Source organism: Cyanobium sp. NIVA-CYA 375, from assembly GCF_056108345.1.
The window spans coordinates 1-16,844 of sequence record NZ_JBSYHW010000056.1 but is presented as its reverse complement, the minus strand read 5'-3'; the positions used below and the strand labels follow the sequence as shown (position 1 = coordinate 16,844).

Below are 16,844 nucleotides of genomic sequence, written 5' to 3'. Positions count from 1 at the left end.
GCTGAGCTCGAGAAACTGCCGCTCGGCGTCATCAAGCCTCCCCTGCAGCAGATACACCGTGGCCAGGTTGGCCTGGGCGGAGGGCAGCTCCGGCACCAGCTCCAGGGCCCGCTCATAGGCGGCGGCAGCCCGATCCAGCTGGCCGGCGTTCTTTTGGATCACGCCGTAGTTGATCAGCACACCCGGATCCGGGCTGGCCATGCTCTCCAGGGCCCGTTCCGCCTCCTCCAGGGCCTTGCCGGGTTGGCCATTGGTCTGCAGGATCAGGGCCCGGAAGATCCGGGCAGGGGCGAACTCGGGGTCGGCCTCCAGGCTCTGCTCATAGCGGCGCAGGGCTTCCTCCAGCCGGCCGCGCTGGTGCAGGCTCTGCCCCTCCTGAAACAGGCGGTTGCGGCGGTCGCTGGCCGGCGTGGCGCTCATGATTCGCTGCTGGCTGGGCCCATGGCCTTGGCCATGGCTAGGGCCGCCAGCTGCTGGCCGTGGGCCTTGAGGTGCTCCAGGAAGGATTGGTTGGCCTCGGGGAAGCGGGGTTCTTCTGCCAGGGGCAGGGGTCCGGCGGCATCGAGGCCGGTGTCGCCCTCCAGGGCTGGGGTGATCACGACCAGATCCGAATCGAGGGCTGCGCCGTAGCGCCACCAGCGGTTTGGGTCCTTGATGGCTGGATGCACCGGCTGCAGCGCCACCGCGGCGACCGGTTGGGAGCCCTGGTTGGCTGCAGCCTGTCTCGCCTGTCTGGCCAATGCCCGGCGCCGCCGCTTTGCCAGGTCGGCCAGCAGCTGGGCCCGGGTGCGGCCGCGCATCTGGAACAGCACGAAGGGGTCTTCGCTGAAGCGATCGCCCATCAGGTAATAAACGGCGCTGACGTGCTTGCAGGGATTGGCCTTATCGGGGCAGCTGCATTCGCTGCGCACCTCCTGCAACTTGAACGGAAACAGGCGCTTGCCGCTGGCCGCGAAGGCGCGCTCGATGTCCTGGGGCATCACACCGGCCAGCAGCTGGGCCGACCAGCGCGCCTTCTGGGTGAGGGCGTCGAGCACGTAGTTCCAGTCGTCGTCGTGGAGCACGTCGAGCCAGAGCTTCACCTTGTAGGGCTCCTCGTCGGTGCCCTGCACCCGGGCATGCACCCGCCGCCCCTCAAAGCGGATCGAGGTGACATTGCCGCTGCGGGCATATTCCCAGGCGCGCTCCAGTCGCTTCTTGAAGCGGTAGGAGTTGATCAGCTCCATCCACTGCTCCACCCACCAGGGTTGCTGGGCCAGGCCCTGGTCGCCGAGCTGGGTGTTGATCGGGGTGAGGGTCATGGGAAGGGGATGCCGACGCGTTCGATGTGCTCGCGCAGGGGGGCGTGGCGGAGCGATTCCCAGTGCGTCACATCAAAGAGATAGGGGGTGGGCAGTTGGTCGAGGGCCTCGCGCAGAGCCGCGCTGCAATCAGCGTCGGCGCTGTAGGCCAGATCGATGTCTGAACCCGCCCAATGCTTGCCCATGGCCCGTGAGCCGTAGAGCTTCAGCCAGTGGATCTGGGGGAAGCGCTCCTGCAGACAGGAGCGGATCTCGGCCACGGTGCGCTCGGGGATGCCGTGGTTGATGGCGGCAGGGGCACTCATGGGGCCTCCTGCCGTTTGGTTGCCAGTAGGTCGTGCAGTTGCTGCAGACCACTGAAATAGCGCTTCTGGATCTGATCTACGGCTTTGCGGGCTCTGGTGTCGTCGTAGGTGTGGGCCATCAGGTTGCGCTCCTCCAGCATGTCAATCCAGAGTTGGCCATCACTGACCAGACCCGTCGCAAAGGCCTGTTTAAGCACTTCGCGGGGCAGCTTGGCGTCAATGCCGTTGTAGGCGAGGAAATCTTTGAGGGTTTTCCAGCTCAGCTCAAAGGTGAATTCATAGGCCTTGATCACGGCCATGCGGATTAGCTCGTCGCTTGGATCCTGCTGGTGGATTTCCAATGCCCAGCGCAGGCGTCGGTAGGCCCTCTGCAGGTTGTCGAAGCGCTGTTTCCAGCGGATGTCAGAGCTCTGGGCATCCATCGCCTCAATCCTCCTCGCTGAGGGCCACTAGATCTTTGAGCTGGCCTACATCAAAGCCGCCGAGCCAGTCTTCACCGGAGCCGACGATCTCGGCGGCCAGCTTCGACTTCTCCTTGATCATGCGGTCGATCTTTTCTTCCACTGAGCCGCTGGTGATGAACTTGTGCACCAGCACCCGGTTTTGTTGGCCGATCCGATAGGCCCGGTCTGTGGCCTGGTTTTCCACGGCCGGGTTCCACCAGCGGTCGATGTGGAACACGTGGCTGGCGCGGGTGAGGTTGAGGCCCACACCACCGGCCTTGAGCGACAGCAAAAACAGCTGGGGGCCGCGGGGGTCGTCCTGGAAGCGATCGACCATGGCCTGGCGCTCGGTTTTGCTGGTGCTGCCGTAGAGGAATGGCACCTCCTGGCGCCATTTGCGCTCCAGGTGGGCCTTGAGCAGCAGCCCCCATTCGGCGAACTGGGTGAACAGCAACGCCCGGTCGCCCGCCTCGATCACCTCCTCGAGGATCTCTTCGAGCCGCTGCAACTTGCCGCTGCGGCTGCTGAAGCTGCCGTTGCCGCTGGCCAGCACGGCCTCGGCGTTTTCCTTCAGGGCCAGGGCCGGGTGGTTGCAGATCTGCTTGAGCTTGGTGAGCAGGGCCAGCACCTGGCCGTGCTTCTGGCCCAGCGGTGCCCGGGCGATGGCATCGAGGCTCTCGTCGACTGTCTTGTTGTAGAGCTTCTTCTGCTCTGGAGCCAGGCCCACCCATTCGTTGAGTTCCACCTTCTCCGGCAGGTCGGAAATGATCGACTTGTCGGTTTTGAGGCGCCGCAGGATGAAGGGCCCCACCCGGCTTTTGAGATCCCGCAGCGACGACATGTCGCCGTAGCGCTCGATCGGCAGCCGGTAGCGCTGGCGGAAGAAGGGCTCATCGCCGAGCACCTTGGGGTTGAGGAAATCCATCAGCGCCCACAGCTCGCTGACCCGGTTTTCCACCGGCGTGCCCGTCAGGGCAATCCGGAAGCGGCTGCCCCCTTTGCCGCCGCGGCTAGGGCGGGCCAGGTCCCGGGCCGCCTGGCTTTGTTTAGCGGTGTGGTTTTTGATCGCCTGGGCTTCGTCGATCACCACCCCCTGCCAGTCGATGCTCTCGAGCAGCTCGCTGTCGCGCTGCAGCAGGCCGTAGCTGGTGAGCACCAGATCCACGCCCTTAAGGGCTTTTTTGAGGGCCTCGGGGTTGGAGGGCCGGCGCGGGCCGTAGTGCTCCCACACGCCCAGCTCGGGGGTGAAGCCGTGGGCTTCCCGCTTCCAGTTGGTCAGCACCGAGGTGGGCGCTACCAGCAGCACCGGCCGTTTGAGTTCGTCTTCGGCCTTGAGGTGCTGCAGGAAGGCCAGCAGCTGGATCGTTTTGCCCAGGCCCATGTCGTCGGCCAGGCAGGCGCCTTGGTCGAAGCGGTGCAGGAAGGCCAGCCAGCCCAGGCCCCGCTCCTGATAGGGCCGCAGCTGGCCCGAGAAGCCAGGTGGTGCCGGCAGGGGGTCGGGGGCCTTCTGCTGGTGGTATTGCTCCAGCACCGCCTGCAGCCGCGGGCCGGCGTCGAAGTGGTGCACCGGTAGCCGGTGGAAGGTGTCGCCTTCGCTGGCGGTGAGTCGTAGGGCGTCGTCGAGGCTCAGGCCCGGATCGGCGCCGCTGAATTTCTTGGCGTTCTTGAGATCGAGGGGCCGCAGTTCGATCCAGGCCCCCTTGTGCTGCACCAGGGGGCTGCGTTTGGCCTCCAGGCGATCCAGGTCCCGCAGGGTCAAGGTGACCCCGCCGATCATGAATTCCCATTCCCAGGTGAGCGTTTCGCCCAAGGTGAAGCCGCGCGATTTCTCCGGCAGCTCGGCCTTGATCGACAGGCCCAAGCGGCTGGCTAGGCCCCCTGCCAGGCTGGCCGGCAGCACCACGCCCACGCCCACATCGCGCAGCTGGTGGGCGCCGGTGCGCACCAGCACAAACGCCTCGGCTGGCGTCAGCTGCATCGTTTCCGGGGTGGCTGAATCCAGCCCCCGCACAATCGGTTCAAACACCGTCAGGGCCCGGCCCATGCCTTCGAGCAGCAGCTCGCTCGGTTGGGGCACGGCCACTTCGCCCATCTGCAGGCCCCGATCGCCGGCGGCCCACACGGCGGCGGCGGGCACCCGCAGGCTCGGGTCGGCTTCCGCCTGCAGCCCGAAGCGCAGCTCCCACAGCTCCTCGCCCTCAGCGGGGGTGAACAGCTCCAGGCAGGTGCGGGCTGGCTCCACCTTGCCCGCCACCCCTTCGCGCCAGTGGTGGGTGGCGATGCTGAGCCGCTCCAGCTCCTCCTCGCCCAAGGCAAGGCTGCCATCGCCCTTGCCCAGGGCCTTCTGCCAGGCCGCCAGCAGGGGATCGAGCTCGCCTGCGCTGGGGCTGAAGCCCACCCGCAGCTGGCCATCGAGCAGGGCTTCCAGCAGGCTGGCCACCCGCAGGCGGCCGCTGCCGGGGCGGCGGCAGGCCAGGGAGGGGTCGCCGCTGGGGCCGGCGGCCAGGGCGCAGGTCGCTACCTGGGGCAGGCCGCTGGCCAGGTCTTCGAGGCGGCGGCGGTCGTCTTCGCGGTTGAGCAGGGGCAGCCAGCGGGCCTTGCCCTCGGCGATCTGGGGCAGCCAGCGGCCGCGGGCGATCAGGCTCAGGGCCCAGCGCTGCAGGTGGCTCCACCAGCGCAGCTCATCGGCCATCTCCGGGTGCTCACCCGCCAGGGGCACCTGGCTGAGCCATTCGCCCGCATTGGCCGCATCGAGGGCCCAGCCCTCCACCTGCCAGGGCCACCATTCGAGCTGCTTGGGAATCGGTTCGCCGGCCTGCAAAGGCAGGCCGCTCCAGCTGCTGGCGCTGGTGCGGCGGCCCTTGGCCGCCTGGTTGCGGCTGGGCAGGCTCAGGGTGGCCCGGGCTGGACGCAGGGCCTCTGACCACAGCCCGTTGTCGTCGAGCCAGGTGGCTAGGTCGTCTTCGTTGAGGGCCAGGGGGTGCTCAGGGGCCTCCAGCTTGGGCACGGCAGGGGTCGCCACCCTCCAGGTGTCGGCCCACAGGAATAGGCGGCCGCCCGAACCTTCGGGAGGAAACAGCCAAGTGGCGTGCAGCAGGCTCATGAACCCGGCCTTACGGCCGTCGGGCGGACAGGAGGCGTGGGGCCAGGCGCTGCGCTGAATGCAGCACCAAGGCGCTGCCGATCAGCGGCAGCCAGAGCGGCAGCCACCCGCGGATCAATCTCATCATCACAGTTGGCAGGCCCGATGTCAGCTCTAGGGGCTACCGAGGCTGCGAATTCCACACACCGCAGCCACCAACCCGGCCTGGAGGTGGCTGTCGCTTGGGCAGGGGGAAAAGACTTTGGCCAATTGATCATCGCCCCTCGTGGGGGCCTCCCTCTCGGGCGCTTCTGGCACCGCTTGCACCATGGTTGCGCGCAAATGCCCTGCACACACGCTGGGCGATCATGCCCTTTCGGGTCCTGTTTTGCTTTGCCATGGTTACCGCTCCCACGCCCCGCAGCGGTGCCGAGATCCGGGAGGCCTTCCTCGACTTCTACGAGCAGCGGGGCCACCAGCGCATGGCCAGCGCTTCGCTGATCCCGGACGACCCGACGGTGCTGCTCACCATCGCCGGCATGCTGCCCTTTAAGCCGGTGTTTCTGGGCCAGCAGCAGCGGCCGGCGCCGCGGGCCACCAGCTCCCAGAAGTGCATCCGCACCAACGACATCGAAAACGTGGGCCGCACGGCGCGGCACCACACGTTTTTTGAGATGCTCGGCAACTTCTCCTTCGGCGACTACTTCAAGGAGCAGGCGATCGCCTGGGCCTGGGAGCTGAGCACCGGCGTGTTTGGCCTCTCGCCGGCGAATCTCGTGGTGAGCGTCTTCCGCGAAGACGACGAAGCGGAAGCCATCTGGCGCGACGGGGTGGGCGTGAACCCCAAGCGCATCATCCGCATGGATGAGGCCGACAACTTCTGGGCATCAGGTCCCACCGGCCCCTGCGGCCCCTGCTCGGAGATCTACTACGACTTCAAGCCTGAACTGGGCGACGTCGGCATCGACCTGGAGGACGACAGCCGCTTCATCGAGTTCTACAACCTGGTGTTCATGCAGTACAACCGCGACGCGGAGGGAACCCTCACGCCGCTGGCAGCCCGCTGCATCGACACCGGCCTGGGCCTCGAGCGCATGGCCCAGATCCTGCAGGGCGTGCCGAACAACTACGAAACCGACCTGATCTACCCGTTGATCGAAACGGCGGCGGGTTTGGCGGGGGTCGACTACCGCGGCCTCGACGCCAAGGGCAAGACGAGCCTCAAGGTGATCGGCGATCACAGCCGCGCCATCACCCAGCTGATCTGCGATGGCGTGACCGCCAGCAATCTGGGCCGCGGCTACATCCTGCGCCGCCTGCTGCGCCGTGTCGTGCGCCACGGCCGGCTCCTCGGCATCGACAAGCCCTTCCTGGCGGCGATGGGTGAAGCGTCGATCACGTTGATGGCAGCGGCATACCCCCAGCTGCTGGAGCGCCGTGAGGTGATCCTGGCCGAGCTGGAGCGCGAGGAGGCCCGCTTCCTGGAAACCCTGGAGCGGGGCGAGAAGCTGCTGGCTGAGGTGCTGGCGGCTAAGCCGAGCCAGATCAGCGGCGAGCAGGCCTTCGAGCTCTACGACACCTACGGCTTCCCCCTGGAGCTCACCGAAGAGATCGCTGAGGAGCACGGGCTCTCGGTGGACCTGGCCGGTTTTGAGGCGGCGATGGAGGCCCAGCGCCAGCGGGCCAAGGCGGCGGCCGTGAGCATCGACCTCACCCTGCAGGGGGCGATTGAGCAGATGGCGGCCGCTGCCGAGGCCACGGCCTTCAAGGGCTACGAGGCCCTGGAGCACCCCAGCTGCGTGCTGGCCCTGGTGGTGAACGGTGAGCCGGCCGAGCGCGCCGGCGCCGGCGACGCCGTGCAACTGGTGCTCGATTCCACCCCCTTCTATGGCGAGGGCGGCGGCCAGGTGGGCGACCGGGGTGTGCTCTCAGGCGATGGCGTGATCGTGAGCATCGAGGCGGTGTCGCGCAACCGCTCAGTGTTTGTGCACAGCGGCCACATTGAGCGCGGCAGCCTGGCCATCGGCGAGCTGGTGAATGCCCAGGTGGACCGGGCCTGCCGCCGCCGCGCCCAGGCAAACCACACGGCTACCCACCTGCTGCAGGCAGCCCTTAAACAGGTGGTGGATCCGGGCATCGGCCAGGCCGGCTCGCTGGTGACCTTTGATCGGCTGCGCTTCGACTTCCACTGCCCCCGTGCTGTAACCCCGGCTGAGCTGGAGCAGATCGAGGCCCTGATCAACGGCTGGATCAGCGATGCCCACACCCTCCAAGTCCAAGAGATGGCGATCGAGCAGGCCAAGGCGGCGGGTGCGGTGGCGATGTTCGGCGAGAAGTACGCCGAGGTGGTGCGGGTGGTGGATGTGCCCGGCGTGTCGATGGAGCTCTGCGGTGGCACCCACGTGGCCAACACCGCTGAAATCGGCCTGTTCAAGATCGTCAGCGAGAGCGGCGTGGCTGCCGGCATCCGCCGCATCGAGGCGGTGGCCGGCCCGGCGGTGCTGGCTTATCTGAAGGAGCGCGAGGCGGTGGTGAAACCCCTGGCCGAGCGCTTCAAGGCCCAGCCCGGCGAGATCGTGGAGCGGGTGGCGGCCCTGGCCGAGGAGCTCAAGGCCGCGCAAAAAGCCCTGGCGGCGGCCCGCAGCGAGCTGGCGACCGCCAAGGCCGGCGCCCTGGTGCACAAGGCCCAGGCGCTCGGGGAGTTCCAGCTGCTGGTGGCTCGCCTCGATGGCGTCGAGGGGGCCGGCCTGCAGGGCGCCGCCCAGGGCCTGGCCGACCAGCTGGGCGACGGGGCAGCGGTGGTGCTGGGCGGCCTGCCCGATCCGACCGATCTGGCCAAGGTGATCCTGGTGGCGGCCTTCGGGGCGGCGGTGGTTGCGGCCGGCCCCAAGGCCGGGGCCTTCATCGGCGGCGTGGCGAAAGCCTGCGGCGGCGGCGGCGGCGGCCGGCCCAACCTGGCCCAGGCGGGCGGGCGCGATGGCGCGGCGCTGGATGGGGCGCTGGAGCAGGCTCGGGCGCAGCTCGTGGCGGAGCTGGGTTGAAGTTTGCTTCGGCCAAGCTGTTGCCATTAACACCGAGGCTTTATGGCTTGGAATCTGCTCCGGTTGTTGCCGCTGCTTTTGCCCTTGGTGCCCATGGCCGGGTTAGGCCAGTCCCAGGTGCAACTCGCTTGCTCGGGCACCCTGGTTGAGGCCCGGGGCAGCGCCGAGCTGAAGCGACCTACCCAGCGTCTGCGCTTTTCTCTGGCCCTGGAAGCGGAGGAGGCCAGTACCGATGCGGCGCTGGCCAGCCTGCAGCAACGCCTCGCCGCAGTGCGCACCACGTTGAAAAATCTCCAGGTGGTTGATCTGGAGGTCACCTCCCCTGCCACCTGGCAGAGACGGGCCAGCCGTGACAGAGCTGGGGCGGTGCAGGCCTCGCTGCAGGTGTCTGGCCAGCTTGCCCCTGCCCAGTTGCAGCCATTGGTGCGTCAGGTGGGTGGGCTGGCGGGGGTACGCCTGTTGCCCGTCACCACCGAAGCGGATGCGGCGGGTGATCGGGCCGCCAGGCGGCAGTTGTTGGGCGCTGCCTACCAGGACGCCTTGCAGCAGGCCCAGGACGTGGCTGCAGCGATCGGCCTGCGGGGACTGCAGCCCCTTGAAGTGCTGCTGGAGGGTGGCGGCAGGCCGGTGGCCATGCGGGCGACGGCGATGGCTGATGCCGCAGTTCCACCCTTTGATCCCGCCGAGCTCTCTGCGCCGATGGAGCGCCTCAGCCTGCAGGTGCGCTTCTGTGCTCGCTGAGCCCTCAGCCCTGCAAGTAAGTGGTCTGGCGCAGGCTCGTTTCCAGATGGGCCATCAGCCGGCGGGCGTCGCTGATGCCCAGCGAGCCTTTGCCGATCGCCGCCTCGCTGGCCACCCGCAGCCGCTCCAGCAGCAGCTCCGGGTTGTGCTCCATCACCTCCAGCACCTCGGCATTGGTGTCGCCGCGCACCACGTGATCGAGCTGGTAGCCGCCGCTGGCCTTGAGGCGGATGTGCACGGCGTTGGTGCTGCCAAACAGGTTGTGCAGGTTGCCCATCACCTCCTGGTAGGCGCCACCGAGGAACATGCCGATCAGGTAGGGCTCCCCTGGACGCAGCTTGTGCAGCTCCAGCAGGGGTTTGACCTGGCCCCGCCCCGAGTGCCCGGCCGGATCGATAAAGCGGGCGATTTTGCCGTCGGAATCGCAGGTGAGGTCGGCGAAGCTGCCCAGGGCTTCTGGTTTTTCGTCGAGGCGGTGGATCGGCAGCACGGGAAACAGCTGGTCGATCGCCCAGGTGTCGGGGGCCGAGCGAAACACCGAGAGGTTGGCGTAATAGGTGGAGGCCAGGGCTGCTGGCAGGGCCCGTAGCTCCTCGGGGATCACCGTGGCCGCTGGCAGCCCTTTGAGCCGCTCGGCGATGGCCTGGCAGCAGGCCCAGGTGAGCTGCTCGGCCAGGCCCCGTTCGGGCAGGCTCAGGTAGCCGAGGCGGAAGGCGGCCAGGGCGTCGTGCTTGAACTTGAGGGCGTCGTTCCAGGCCTCCTGCAGGGCTTCCACGCTGGCATCAGGCGTTGTGATGGCGGTGTAGGTGTCGCGCAGGTTGCGCAGAATCAGGGCCTCGCCCTCTTGGGGGGTGGGCACGGCACCGGGCAGGCTGCCGGCGCCGAGCACGTCGAACACCAGCACAGAAAAATGGCTGGCCAGGGCCCGGCCGCTTTCGCTCACCAGGGTGGGCACGGGGATGCCGTGGGGTTCGCAGCACTCCTTCACCGTGGCCACCACGTCGTTGGCGTAGTTCTGCAGCGAGTAGTTGGTGGAGGCGGCGCTGGCGGTGCGGCTGCCGTCGTAGTCGATGCCCAGGCCGCCGCCCACATCCAGATAGCCCATGGGCGCCCCCAATTTGGTGAGCTCCCCATAGATCTGGCCGGCCTCCTGCAGGGCGTCCTTGAGCACGGCGATGTCGTTGATCTGGCTGCCCACGTGGAAGTGCAGCAGCCGCAGCTCGCCCAGCAGGTCGGCGGCCCTTAGGGCCTCCACCGTGGCCAGCAGCTCGGGGATGCCCAAGCCAAATTTGGCCCGCTCCCCCACCGAGCTGCCCCAGCGGCCAGTGCTGCGGGCCGAGAGCTTGGCCCGGATGCCGATCAGGGGCGCCGCACCCAGCTCGCGGCTGGCGGCGATGATCCGCTCCACCTCATCGGCCTGCTCGATCACCACCACCGGTTGGCGCCCCAGGCGCCTGGCCAGAATTGCGGTTTCCATGTAGCGCTGATCCTTATAGCCGTTGCAGATCAGCAGGGCCTCGGGGTCGTCGATCAGGGACAGGGCAATAAGTAGCTCCGCCTTGCTGCCGGCCTCCAGGCCGAAGTGCCAGCGCCGGCCGCTGCTCACCAGCTCCTCCACCACGTGGCGCTGCTGGTTGCACTTCACCGGAAACACCCCCTGGTAGCGCCCGGCGTAGCCGTACTGGGCGATGGCCCGCTCAAAGGCGCCGTGCAGGCGTTCGAGCCGGTCTTCGAGGATGTCGTCGAAGCGAATCAGCAGGGGCAGGCTTAGGTCGCGGCCCTGCAGCTCCTGCACCAGCTCCACCAGATCGAGGGAGCCGCCCCGGTCGCCCCGGGGCTGCACCATCACGTGGCCGCGATCGCTCACGGAGAAGTAGGGATCCCCCCAGCGATCGAGGCCGTAGAGGGCGGCGCCGGCGGCGGCGGTCCAGGTGCCGGTGGGATTGGCGAGCACCATCGGGCCTGGGCGGCGGCGGTTTAGTGGGGAAAATCTAGATGTTCGTTTCGGACGGCCGGATCGCCGCTGGGCCGTTCCCCGGAAGAAGTGCGCCTCCCGGCAGAATGTTCTCCTCGCTGGTCAATCGTTCAACGGAGAGATTGATTGGGCCTGCTGCCCATTTTCAGTTGGTCTTTATGGTCGCCAGGGAGCAGGATGGCCTCGAGGGCCTAGCTGGAGCAGGCCCGCGCGCTGGTGGAGGAGATCCGCACGCTTCTGATTGTTGATGCGGTCCTGAGTGAGCCGCAGCATGCGCTGATGATCAAGGGCCTGGGAGATCCGGAGCTAGCCCTGCAGCTGGGATTGGGCAGACTGGCGGGCCGCTGAGGCGGTGGGACACCATCGGTGCTGGTCACGGCAGCGGCAGCCTCTCCAGGGCCGCAAACCGTTCGAAATCGCGATCGAAACTCACCAGGCGCCAGCCATTGGCGATCGCCAGGGCCGCCAGGTGGGCATCGGTGCAGAGGCGGGACGGGATCTCACCGCCACGCAGCCCGCCACGCAGCAGGTGGTGAAACACCTCCCAGCCGTCATGGTCCGGCTGGGCCATCTGGACGCCAGGCTGCTGGCAAAGGGCGCTTAGCAGGTCGGACGCTTCTGCAGCGTTCCTGACAGCCGTGCCCATCAGCTTCTGCTGGCACACCAGGCGCACCAGCCCCAGAGCGGTCACCGTGCAGAACAGCACCTGTTCAGCGGCCTGCTGTTCCCAGTACCGAACGGCGTGCTGGTGATGGATATGTTCGGGCCAGATCAACGCCAACCAGACATTCAGATCCGGCAGGTCGGCTGGGGTGCTCATGGGTCGAGCAGCTCGAACAGCGTGGCGTTGCTGAGCTGGTGGTCCTTGATGGCCAGGGACCCGTCCAAACGCGGCAGCGTGGCCGCGGATCGGCTCAGCCCGGCCCGCTCGGGTGCGGCGCTGAGCCCTTGCTCCACATAGCTGCGCAGCAGCTGCTTGAGGGTTAGGCGCTCGCTGGCCGCGCGGGCTTTCAGCCGTGCGAACAGCGGATCCGGCAGCTCCAGGGTGGTGCGCATGCTCTAGGGCCATCGGTGTGCGCATTTTAGTGCGCATCTATGCTCCAAGTAGCTGAGCGTCCAGGCCCAACTGGTGGGCCGCCGCCACGAACGGGGCATCGAGGCTGCAGAGGCTGGCTCCACGCCCGCTGGCGATGGCTAGGTGCAGGGCATCAGCGGCCAGCAGGCTTGTGGTCCAGCCGCGCAGGCAGGCGTTGGCATTGCGGAAGTCCTGGGGTTCCAGTTCCAGGACCAGCAGTCCCGGCGCCAGGCCGTGCTCAAAGCCCTGCAGCACCGCCTCGGCCTGCGAGGGGCTCAGGGCCTTGGTGCGCACCTTGAGGCCGTGGGCGGAATGGAGCTCGGTGACACTCCAGGAGCTGATCGCCAGTGGTGCACTGGCCTGGGCCAGAAAAGCCGCGGCGGTGGGGGAGTGCATTTCCGGTGTCAGCACCGCCAGGAGCACGCAGGTGTCGATGGTGAGCATCAGGCGCCGGGCCCATCCCGCAACGCCCGGATGGCGCGAGGGCACAGGTCTTGCCGTTCAGGCAATCGACTCCAGCCACTCCACGTCGGCGATGCCGCGAAAATCGCTGTCCATGGTGTGCAGCCTGGCCTGCTGATCCCTGGCCGTGGCCAGGATGATGCTGTCAGCCATCGGCAGCTGCAGCGCATGGCTGAGCTGGGCCGCAGCCAGGGCCAACCGGCTGTCGAGAACCACCACCTGCCCGCACTGCATCGCCGCGGCCGCCTGAATGGCCTTGGCTTCTCCGTATTCACGCAAGACCCATTTGTGAACTTCATAGATGGTGATCGCCGGCACCACCAGGGAGCACGGATCGGCCATCAGGGCCAGGAAGTGGTCAGCGTGCCCACCATTGGTGAACACCTCGATCCAGCCTGATGAGTCCACCACCACCCGGGTCATGCTCACAGGCGATCGTCCTCGCGCTGAAACGTGTTCCTGCCCTGCAGAAAACCGAGCAGCTCAGCGGGAGACGTGGTGGGCACCAGTTCAATGCGTCCCGGCAAAACGATCACCTGCAGCGTCTGGCCAGGGCTGAGGCCGAACTGCTCGCGGACCCGCCTGGGGATCACAACCTGAAATTTCGGGGAGACGGTGGTGACATCCATAGAGCATCCGTCATACGAAGTGCTGATCGATCCTAATTTGTTTTGCAGCATGGGCTGCGCATGTGAACCCCGTCGCCTCGACGCCCTGGTGGATCTTCTGGCCACCTTCCGCAGCACGCCCGGATGGTGTCCACGCCGCTGGCTGGCTGTGCGGGCAGCGAGGCGCGCAGGGCTGCGAGCTGGGGCAGCAGATCACGCACGCTGCAGCGGGGCACGAGCTCCGCGATGGGCTTGCCGCGGCGTGTAATCACTATGGCCTGGCCGGCCTCCACCGCATCCAGCAGGCTGGAGAGCTGGGTCTTGGCCTCTGCCACCGTCACCTGCAGCATGGCCGTTGACCATCTGGATGACCAACTGTAGGGCGACGTTCCGTCGCGCCATCCTGCGGCTGGCCCTGCGCCTTGAACACGTGCTGGCCGTCACCCATCCCTGCTGGCGCCCATCGAACGGGTCGGGCAGGTGCTCGATCGCCGGGGCGAGCGGATCCAGGGCCGCCCTTGATGGTCTGCGGCAAGCCCACCAGGCCCGGGCCAGGGCTGCGGGCGCTTCGCGATTCCAGGTCTCGGAAACGGAGCGGACCGGGTCTGCAGCCCGCAGCCCCTCAAACCTTGCCTTCGGTCAAAACGTGCCTATCGATACTGAATCGGCCGCAGTCCAGAGAGTGGTCAGCGAATCGGCTCAGGAAATTAGGCCCGATTCATTGGGTCAATTGAGCCAAAAGCTTGCAGGGGGGGAAACATGCTGCAATACAGCTGTTGATCATGCTGATCTCAGCAATGGCTCTGCTTCGTGTCTCTATAGATGCATTGCCCAAGTTGGCCCTCGGCGCCGCTGCGGCCCTGGCGGCCATCAGCCTCAGCCCGGGCTGAGGCTGATGGCCCTTGTGGTGACGGTGGGTGGTGTGCAGTACGACGTGACCACCTTTACGGGGACTTACAACGCCAACGCCAGCAAATTCGCCCTGCCCCCGGCGCCAGGGGTGATGCCTTGGTGGAACAATTCAACAATGGCTCAATCCTTCGCAGGGCAAGTGGGAAGTTCGCTAGGTTTGCTCAATGCTAATGGTACTTTGGGTCCATTTTTCGGGTACCAAGACAATACAATTGGCATCTCAAACTATAGATGGGTAGGCTCAACCTCTGCTGTGGGAATAGGCAGTATTTCCTATGCTAACCAGCGTACATGGGCCCAGGCAACTCTTTACACACCACCAGTCCCCGGCCCCCTGCCGCTGTTCGGCGCCGCCGCTGCCTTCGGCTTCAGCAGCAAGCTGAGGAAGCGGATCAAGCTGTCGCGCCAGCCCCTGGGTTCCGGCCAGCCACAGGCTTGAGGCCTGCCGGTGGAGTTCGCCCTTTCTCCCCTGGAGCGCCGGCGGCTGGCCTCGCTGCTGGCGGCGGTGGCCACGCTGCTGCTGTTGTTCTTCGCCCTGGCGGTGGCCTTGCCACTGATTCCGCTGAGGTTGGCCGATCCCTTCTGGCAGCTGGCGTTCATCGCTGCGCTCTGCACCAATGGCTTTCTGGCCCTGCTGCCGGAGGCCGAGTGGCTGGTGGAGCGACGGCAACTGGTGGGGGGCCTATGCCGCTGGGTGGCGCTGGCCTATCTGCTGCTGGTTCCGTTGCAGGGTCTGGCGGCCTGGCGAGCCCTCGATTGGGCCGGTGCCGCCGAATCTCGCGGCGCCCGCCAGGAGCTGGCGCGCATCGCCCAGTTCCGCCAGGCCGTGGTCAGCGCCAACAGCGTCGCGGCATTACAGGCCAATCTGGCGGCGATCCATGCCCCGCCCCTGGGCTCGGTGGATCAGAGCCAGAGCCTGGCGGTGCTCAAAACCAGCCTGCTCAGTCAGCTGCAGGCCGTTGAGCAGCGGGCCAGGGCCAGCAGTGGCGACCAGGCGGCTGGGGCTTCGGGATCCTTGCCTGGCAAGGCGTTGGATCCAGCCAAGCTCATCGCTCTGGGTAAGGACTGCCTGCGGGTGGTGCTGTTGTCGTTGGGCTTGGCCCTGGCCTTTGCCGCCGCTGCCCAGCGCAAGGGCAGTGCGCTGTCGATGCGGGCGGAGTGGCGCCAGGGCGTGGAAGCAGTGCTGGAGGCGGGCCTGCTCTGGCAGCAGGAGCGGCGCGAGAATCAGGACGTGCGCCGCCTGATTCAGCAGGAGCAGAACCAACAACAGCTGCTGCTTCAGAACCGCCATCTCCAGGAACAACACAGCGACGAGCGGCAGCAGCAGGGTTCAACCGACCAAGCGCTGCTCCACTCCCCGCCCAGCACCCCAGGCAAGCCTTCACCCTTCGCAGGCCCTCGCGGTGGCTCCCGCAAACGCGGCGCTGACGCCGATTACTTCGAGGCGCTGGCCAGTGAACAGCCGGACAGTGCCGGCGATTGAGCCGCGGCCACAATTGAGCCGCGGCCACAATGGTCCGATGAACCGCTCCGCCGACTGGCTCCGCCAGCCCTGCGCCGATCTGGAACTGGCAGGGGTGAGTGCCGCCGCCGGTCACCACGAATGGGCCTGCTTCGCCTGCCATCAGGGGGTGGAGAAGGCACTGAAGGCCCTGCACCTGCAGCACGGCCAGCAGGCCACCGTGTGTCGACCCGAGGACCTTCCAGCCGGCGTGCTCAGCTCGGCAGCAGGGGCACGCCCTCGGCTCGGGCCGCCGCCTGCAGGGCCTGGTCGCGGCTGGCCAGGGGCAGGCCGCGGCGCAGCGCCAGTTCCAGATAGGCGGCGTCGTAGCTGGTGAGGCGGTGGCTGCGGGCCAGGGCCAGCGTGTCATGCCAGGCGCTGGCGCTACTGGGTTGGTCCATGCTGATCGGCAGGCCCTCCAGCAGGCCGAGATAGGTGCGGATCGCCGCTGGGCTGATGCGGCCACGGCGCTCGGCCTGCACCAGAACATTGGCCGTTTCCCAGAGCCAGAGGGCCGGCACATGGGCCCGGCCGCCCTGCATCCGCTCCAGGATCGCCCAGGCCGGCTCGCTGGCCTCATCGGCAAAGCACCAGGCGCAGCTGAGGGACACATCCAGCACAAGCTCTGCCGCCATTTCCGCCGCGCCGCTCGCTTCCGGGTGATTCATCGGCGGCCCTGATCACGCAGCTCCGCGATGGTGAGGCCGCCGAGGGTCTGCCCCTGGCTGAACTGACGCAAGCGGGTGATGGTGTCGATCACGCTGGTTGGAGCTTCGGCGGCAGGGGGCACGAGCCGAGCAACGGGACGGCCATGGCGGGTGATCGTGATCTGCTCCCCGGCGCTCACCGCATCAAGCAGAGCCGCCAGATGGGTCTTGGCCTCGAAGGCGCCAACGCTGCGCATGGCCATTTCATCAACCAGTTGCCAACCAGTTTAATGGTCGCAAGAGCTGGAGCGGTGGTGCGGCTCCGGCCGCCGCAACCCTGGCCTCGCCGCCACCCCGGCCGCCCTGGCTGACGGGCTCAGCTTCACCAACTACACCACCGCCAACGGCCTGGGGGCCAACAGTGTGAGTCGCGTTTACGCCAGCGACGGCAACGTCTACGCCGCCACCGATGGTGGCGTCAGCATCGCCCAGCTGCCCTCCTCCCCAGTCGGTTCGGCATCAGGCTCGCCTCCAGCTGGTGCGCCGGTGCTCCAGGACGGTGATGCTGGGCTTTATGCTGCTTATTCCCCTACAGGGATTGGCCGCCTTGCGGGGTCTGGAAGCCGCCAAATCATTGGCCTATCGCGCCATGAAAAGCCATCTGGGGCTGCTGGCGATTATCCGCTCCTTCTCGAATCTGTCTGTGATCAGGGGAATTGCCTCCACGGAGGAGGAGGCCTACCGCCGCATC

Annotated in this window: 19 protein-coding genes and 1 pseudogene; 6 read left to right on the top strand and 14 right to left on the bottom strand. The window is 67.2% G+C overall.

Annotated elements, in window-relative coordinates; genetic code table 11:
- From AC01FP_RS12785 to AC01FP_RS12765, 5 genes are all read right to left on the bottom strand, one after another.
- Positions 1-420: tetratricopeptide repeat protein (locus AC01FP_RS12785; protein WP_474480712.1), on the bottom strand; the 420-nt coding region annotated here is incomplete at its 3' end.
- The gene (locus AC01FP_RS12780) at positions 417-1,301 is read right to left on the bottom strand and encodes an SWIM zinc finger family protein (protein WP_474480711.1); all 885 of its coding nucleotides are present in this window, start codon (positions 1,299-1,301) and stop codon (positions 417-419) included. The genes AC01FP_RS12785 and AC01FP_RS12780, both read right to left, overlap by 4 nt.
- Entirely contained in the window at positions 1,298-1,606 is a 309-nt protein-coding gene (locus AC01FP_RS12775; protein ID WP_474480710.1) for a nucleotidyltransferase family protein, read from the bottom strand. Before AC01FP_RS12775 ends, AC01FP_RS12780 begins: the two co-directional genes overlap by 4 nt.
- Positions 1,603-2,028, bottom strand: a complete 426-nt coding sequence (locus AC01FP_RS12770) for a nucleotidyltransferase substrate binding protein (RefSeq protein WP_474480709.1) — start codon at positions 2,026-2,028, stop codon at positions 1,603-1,605. The genes AC01FP_RS12775 and AC01FP_RS12770 overlap by 4 nt, the downstream gene beginning before the upstream one ends.
- 4 nt (positions 2,029-2,032) lie before the next feature.
- Positions 2,033-5,152 (bottom strand): DEAD/DEAH box helicase, encoded by a 3,120-nt coding sequence (locus tag AC01FP_RS12765; protein WP_474480707.1) that lies wholly within the window; start codon positions 5,150-5,152, stop codon positions 2,033-2,035.
- Positions 5,153-5,529: 377 nt separating this feature from the next.
- Here AC01FP_RS12765 and alaS point away from each other — a divergent pair, with 377 nt between their 5' ends.
- Positions 5,530-8,172, top strand: coding sequence for an alanine--tRNA ligase (gene alaS, locus AC01FP_RS12760; RefSeq protein WP_474480705.1), 2,643 nt, complete (start codon positions 5,530-5,532; stop codon positions 8,170-8,172).
- Positions 8,173-8,265: 93 nt separating this feature from the next.
- Positions 8,266-8,913, top strand: a complete 648-nt coding sequence (locus tag AC01FP_RS12755) for an SIMPL domain-containing protein (RefSeq protein ID WP_474480704.1) — start codon at positions 8,266-8,268, stop codon at positions 8,911-8,913.
- Positions 8,914-8,917: 4 nt separating this feature from the next.
- Here the strand turns inward: AC01FP_RS12755 and speA are convergent, their stop codons facing one another.
- The gene (gene speA, locus AC01FP_RS12750) at positions 8,918-10,870 is read right to left on the bottom strand and encodes a biosynthetic arginine decarboxylase (RefSeq protein ID WP_474480702.1); all 1,953 of its coding nucleotides are present in this window, start codon (positions 10,868-10,870) and stop codon (positions 8,918-8,920) included.
- A 234-nt stretch (positions 10,871-11,104) separates the two neighbouring features.
- Between speA and AC01FP_RS12745 the strand changes: the two genes are divergently transcribed.
- Positions 11,105-11,236, top strand: a complete 132-nt coding sequence (locus AC01FP_RS12745; RefSeq protein ID WP_474480700.1) for a hypothetical protein — start codon at positions 11,105-11,107, stop codon at positions 11,234-11,236.
- Between the two features lie 25 nt (positions 11,237-11,261).
- On the opposite strand, the gene AC01FP_RS12740 is transcribed toward AC01FP_RS12745, so the two are convergent.
- From AC01FP_RS12740 to AC01FP_RS12715, 6 genes are read right to left on the bottom strand one after another with little or no spacing between them, the layout of a single operon-like run.
- Positions 11,262-11,708, bottom strand: a complete 447-nt coding sequence (locus tag AC01FP_RS12740) for a TA system VapC family ribonuclease toxin (protein ID WP_474480699.1) — start codon at positions 11,706-11,708, stop codon at positions 11,262-11,264.
- On the bottom strand, positions 11,705-11,944 hold the full coding sequence (locus tag AC01FP_RS12735; protein WP_474480698.1) for a hypothetical protein: 240 nt from the start codon (positions 11,942-11,944) through the stop codon (positions 11,705-11,707). Before AC01FP_RS12735 ends, AC01FP_RS12740 begins: the two co-directional genes overlap by 4 nt.
- A 37-nt stretch (positions 11,945-11,981) precedes the next feature.
- Entirely contained in the window at positions 11,982-12,452 is a 471-nt protein-coding gene (locus AC01FP_RS12730; protein ID WP_474480697.1) for a type II toxin-antitoxin system VapC family toxin, read from the bottom strand.
- A 12-nt stretch (positions 12,453-12,464) separates the two neighbouring features.
- Complete coding sequence (locus AC01FP_RS12725; RefSeq protein WP_474480715.1) at positions 12,465-12,848, bottom strand: PIN domain-containing protein; 384 nt, start codon at positions 12,846-12,848, stop codon at positions 12,465-12,467.
- A 2-nt stretch (positions 12,849-12,850) separates the two neighbouring features.
- On the bottom strand, positions 12,851-13,054 hold the full coding sequence (locus AC01FP_RS12720) for an AbrB/MazE/SpoVT family DNA-binding domain-containing protein (protein ID WP_474480695.1): 204 nt from the start codon (positions 13,052-13,054) through the stop codon (positions 12,851-12,853).
- Positions 13,055-13,086: 32 nt separating this feature from the next.
- Entirely contained in the window at positions 13,087-13,383 is a 297-nt protein-coding gene (locus AC01FP_RS12715; RefSeq protein WP_474480694.1) for a type II toxin-antitoxin system Phd/YefM family antitoxin, read from the bottom strand.
- A 545-nt stretch (positions 13,384-13,928) separates the two neighbouring features.
- On the opposite strand from AC01FP_RS12715, the gene AC01FP_RS12710 reads away from it, so the two are divergent.
- From AC01FP_RS12710 to AC01FP_RS12700, 3 genes and pseudogenes are all read left to right on the top strand, one after another.
- Positions 13,929-14,384: a hypothetical protein gene (locus AC01FP_RS12710; protein ID WP_474480692.1), complete on the top strand. Its 456-nt coding sequence runs from the start codon at positions 13,929-13,931 to the stop codon at positions 14,382-14,384.
- Between the two features lie 9 nt (positions 14,385-14,393).
- Positions 14,394-15,428 (top strand): hypothetical protein, encoded by a 1,035-nt coding sequence (locus tag AC01FP_RS12705; protein ID WP_474480691.1) that lies wholly within the window; start codon positions 14,394-14,396, stop codon positions 15,426-15,428.
- Between the two features lie 37 nt (positions 15,429-15,465).
- Positions 15,466-15,609: pseudogene (locus AC01FP_RS12700) on the top strand (HEPN domain-containing protein); the annotation flags it as partial.
- Positions 15,610-15,661: 52 nt separating this feature from the next.
- On the opposite strand, the gene AC01FP_RS12695 reads toward AC01FP_RS12700, so the two are convergent.
- Positions 15,662-16,114, bottom strand: a complete 453-nt coding sequence (locus tag AC01FP_RS12695; RefSeq protein ID WP_474480690.1) for a type II toxin-antitoxin system VapC family toxin — start codon at positions 16,112-16,114, stop codon at positions 15,662-15,664.
- Positions 16,111-16,350: a type II toxin-antitoxin system Phd/YefM family antitoxin gene (locus AC01FP_RS12690; RefSeq protein ID WP_474480689.1), complete on the bottom strand. Its 240-nt coding sequence runs from the start codon at positions 16,348-16,350 to the stop codon at positions 16,111-16,113. The genes AC01FP_RS12695 and AC01FP_RS12690 overlap by 4 nt, the downstream gene beginning before the upstream one ends.
- Positions 16,351-16,844 lie beyond the last annotated feature (494 nt).

Bases quoted from the DNA above. Each gene is read 5' to 3' on its own strand.
- AC01FP_RS12740 (WP_474480699.1), bottom strand. From the start codon at position 11,708: ATGAGCACCCCAGCCGACCTGCCGGATCTGAATGTCTGGTTGGCGTTG.
- AC01FP_RS12735 (WP_474480698.1), bottom strand. From the start codon at position 11,944: ATGCGCACCACCCTGGAGCTGCCGGATCCGCTGTTCGCACGGCTGAAA.
- AC01FP_RS12725 (WP_474480715.1), bottom strand. From the start codon at position 12,848: ATGACCCGGGTGGTGGTGGACTCATCAGGCTGGATCGAGGTGTTCACC.
- AC01FP_RS12775 (WP_474480710.1), bottom strand. From the start codon at position 1,606: ATGAGTGCCCCTGCCGCCATCAACCACGGCATCCCCGAGCGCACCGTG.
- AC01FP_RS12720 (WP_474480695.1), bottom strand. From the start codon at position 13,054: ATGGATGTCACCACCGTCTCCCCGAAATTTCAGGTTGTGATCCCCAGG.
- AC01FP_RS12695 (WP_474480690.1), bottom strand. From the start codon at position 16,114: ATGAATCACCCGGAAGCGAGCGGCGCGGCGGAAATGGCGGCAGAGCTT.
- AC01FP_RS12780 (WP_474480711.1), bottom strand. From the start codon at position 1,301: ATGACCCTCACCCCGATCAACACCCAGCTCGGCGACCAGGGCCTGGCC.
- AC01FP_RS12770 (WP_474480709.1), bottom strand. From the start codon at position 2,028: ATGGATGCCCAGAGCTCTGACATCCGCTGGAAACAGCGCTTCGACAAC.
- speA (WP_474480702.1), bottom strand. From the start codon at position 10,870: ATGGTGCTCGCCAATCCCACCGGCACCTGGACCGCCGCCGCCGGCGCC.
- AC01FP_RS12755 (WP_474480704.1), top strand. From the start codon at position 8,266: ATGGCCGGGTTAGGCCAGTCCCAGGTGCAACTCGCTTGCTCGGGCACC.
- AC01FP_RS12710 (WP_474480692.1), top strand. From the start codon at position 13,929: ATGGCCCTTGTGGTGACGGTGGGTGGTGTGCAGTACGACGTGACCACC.
- AC01FP_RS12690 (WP_474480689.1), bottom strand. From the start codon at position 16,350: ATGCGCAGCGTTGGCGCCTTCGAGGCCAAGACCCATCTGGCGGCTCTG.
- alaS (WP_474480705.1), top strand. From the start codon at position 5,530: ATGGTTACCGCTCCCACGCCCCGCAGCGGTGCCGAGATCCGGGAGGCC.
- AC01FP_RS12765 (WP_474480707.1), bottom strand. From the start codon at position 5,152: ATGAGCCTGCTGCACGCCACTTGGCTGTTTCCTCCCGAAGGTTCGGGC.
- AC01FP_RS12715 (WP_474480694.1), bottom strand. From the start codon at position 13,383: ATGCTGCAGGTGACGGTGGCAGAGGCCAAGACCCAGCTCTCCAGCCTG.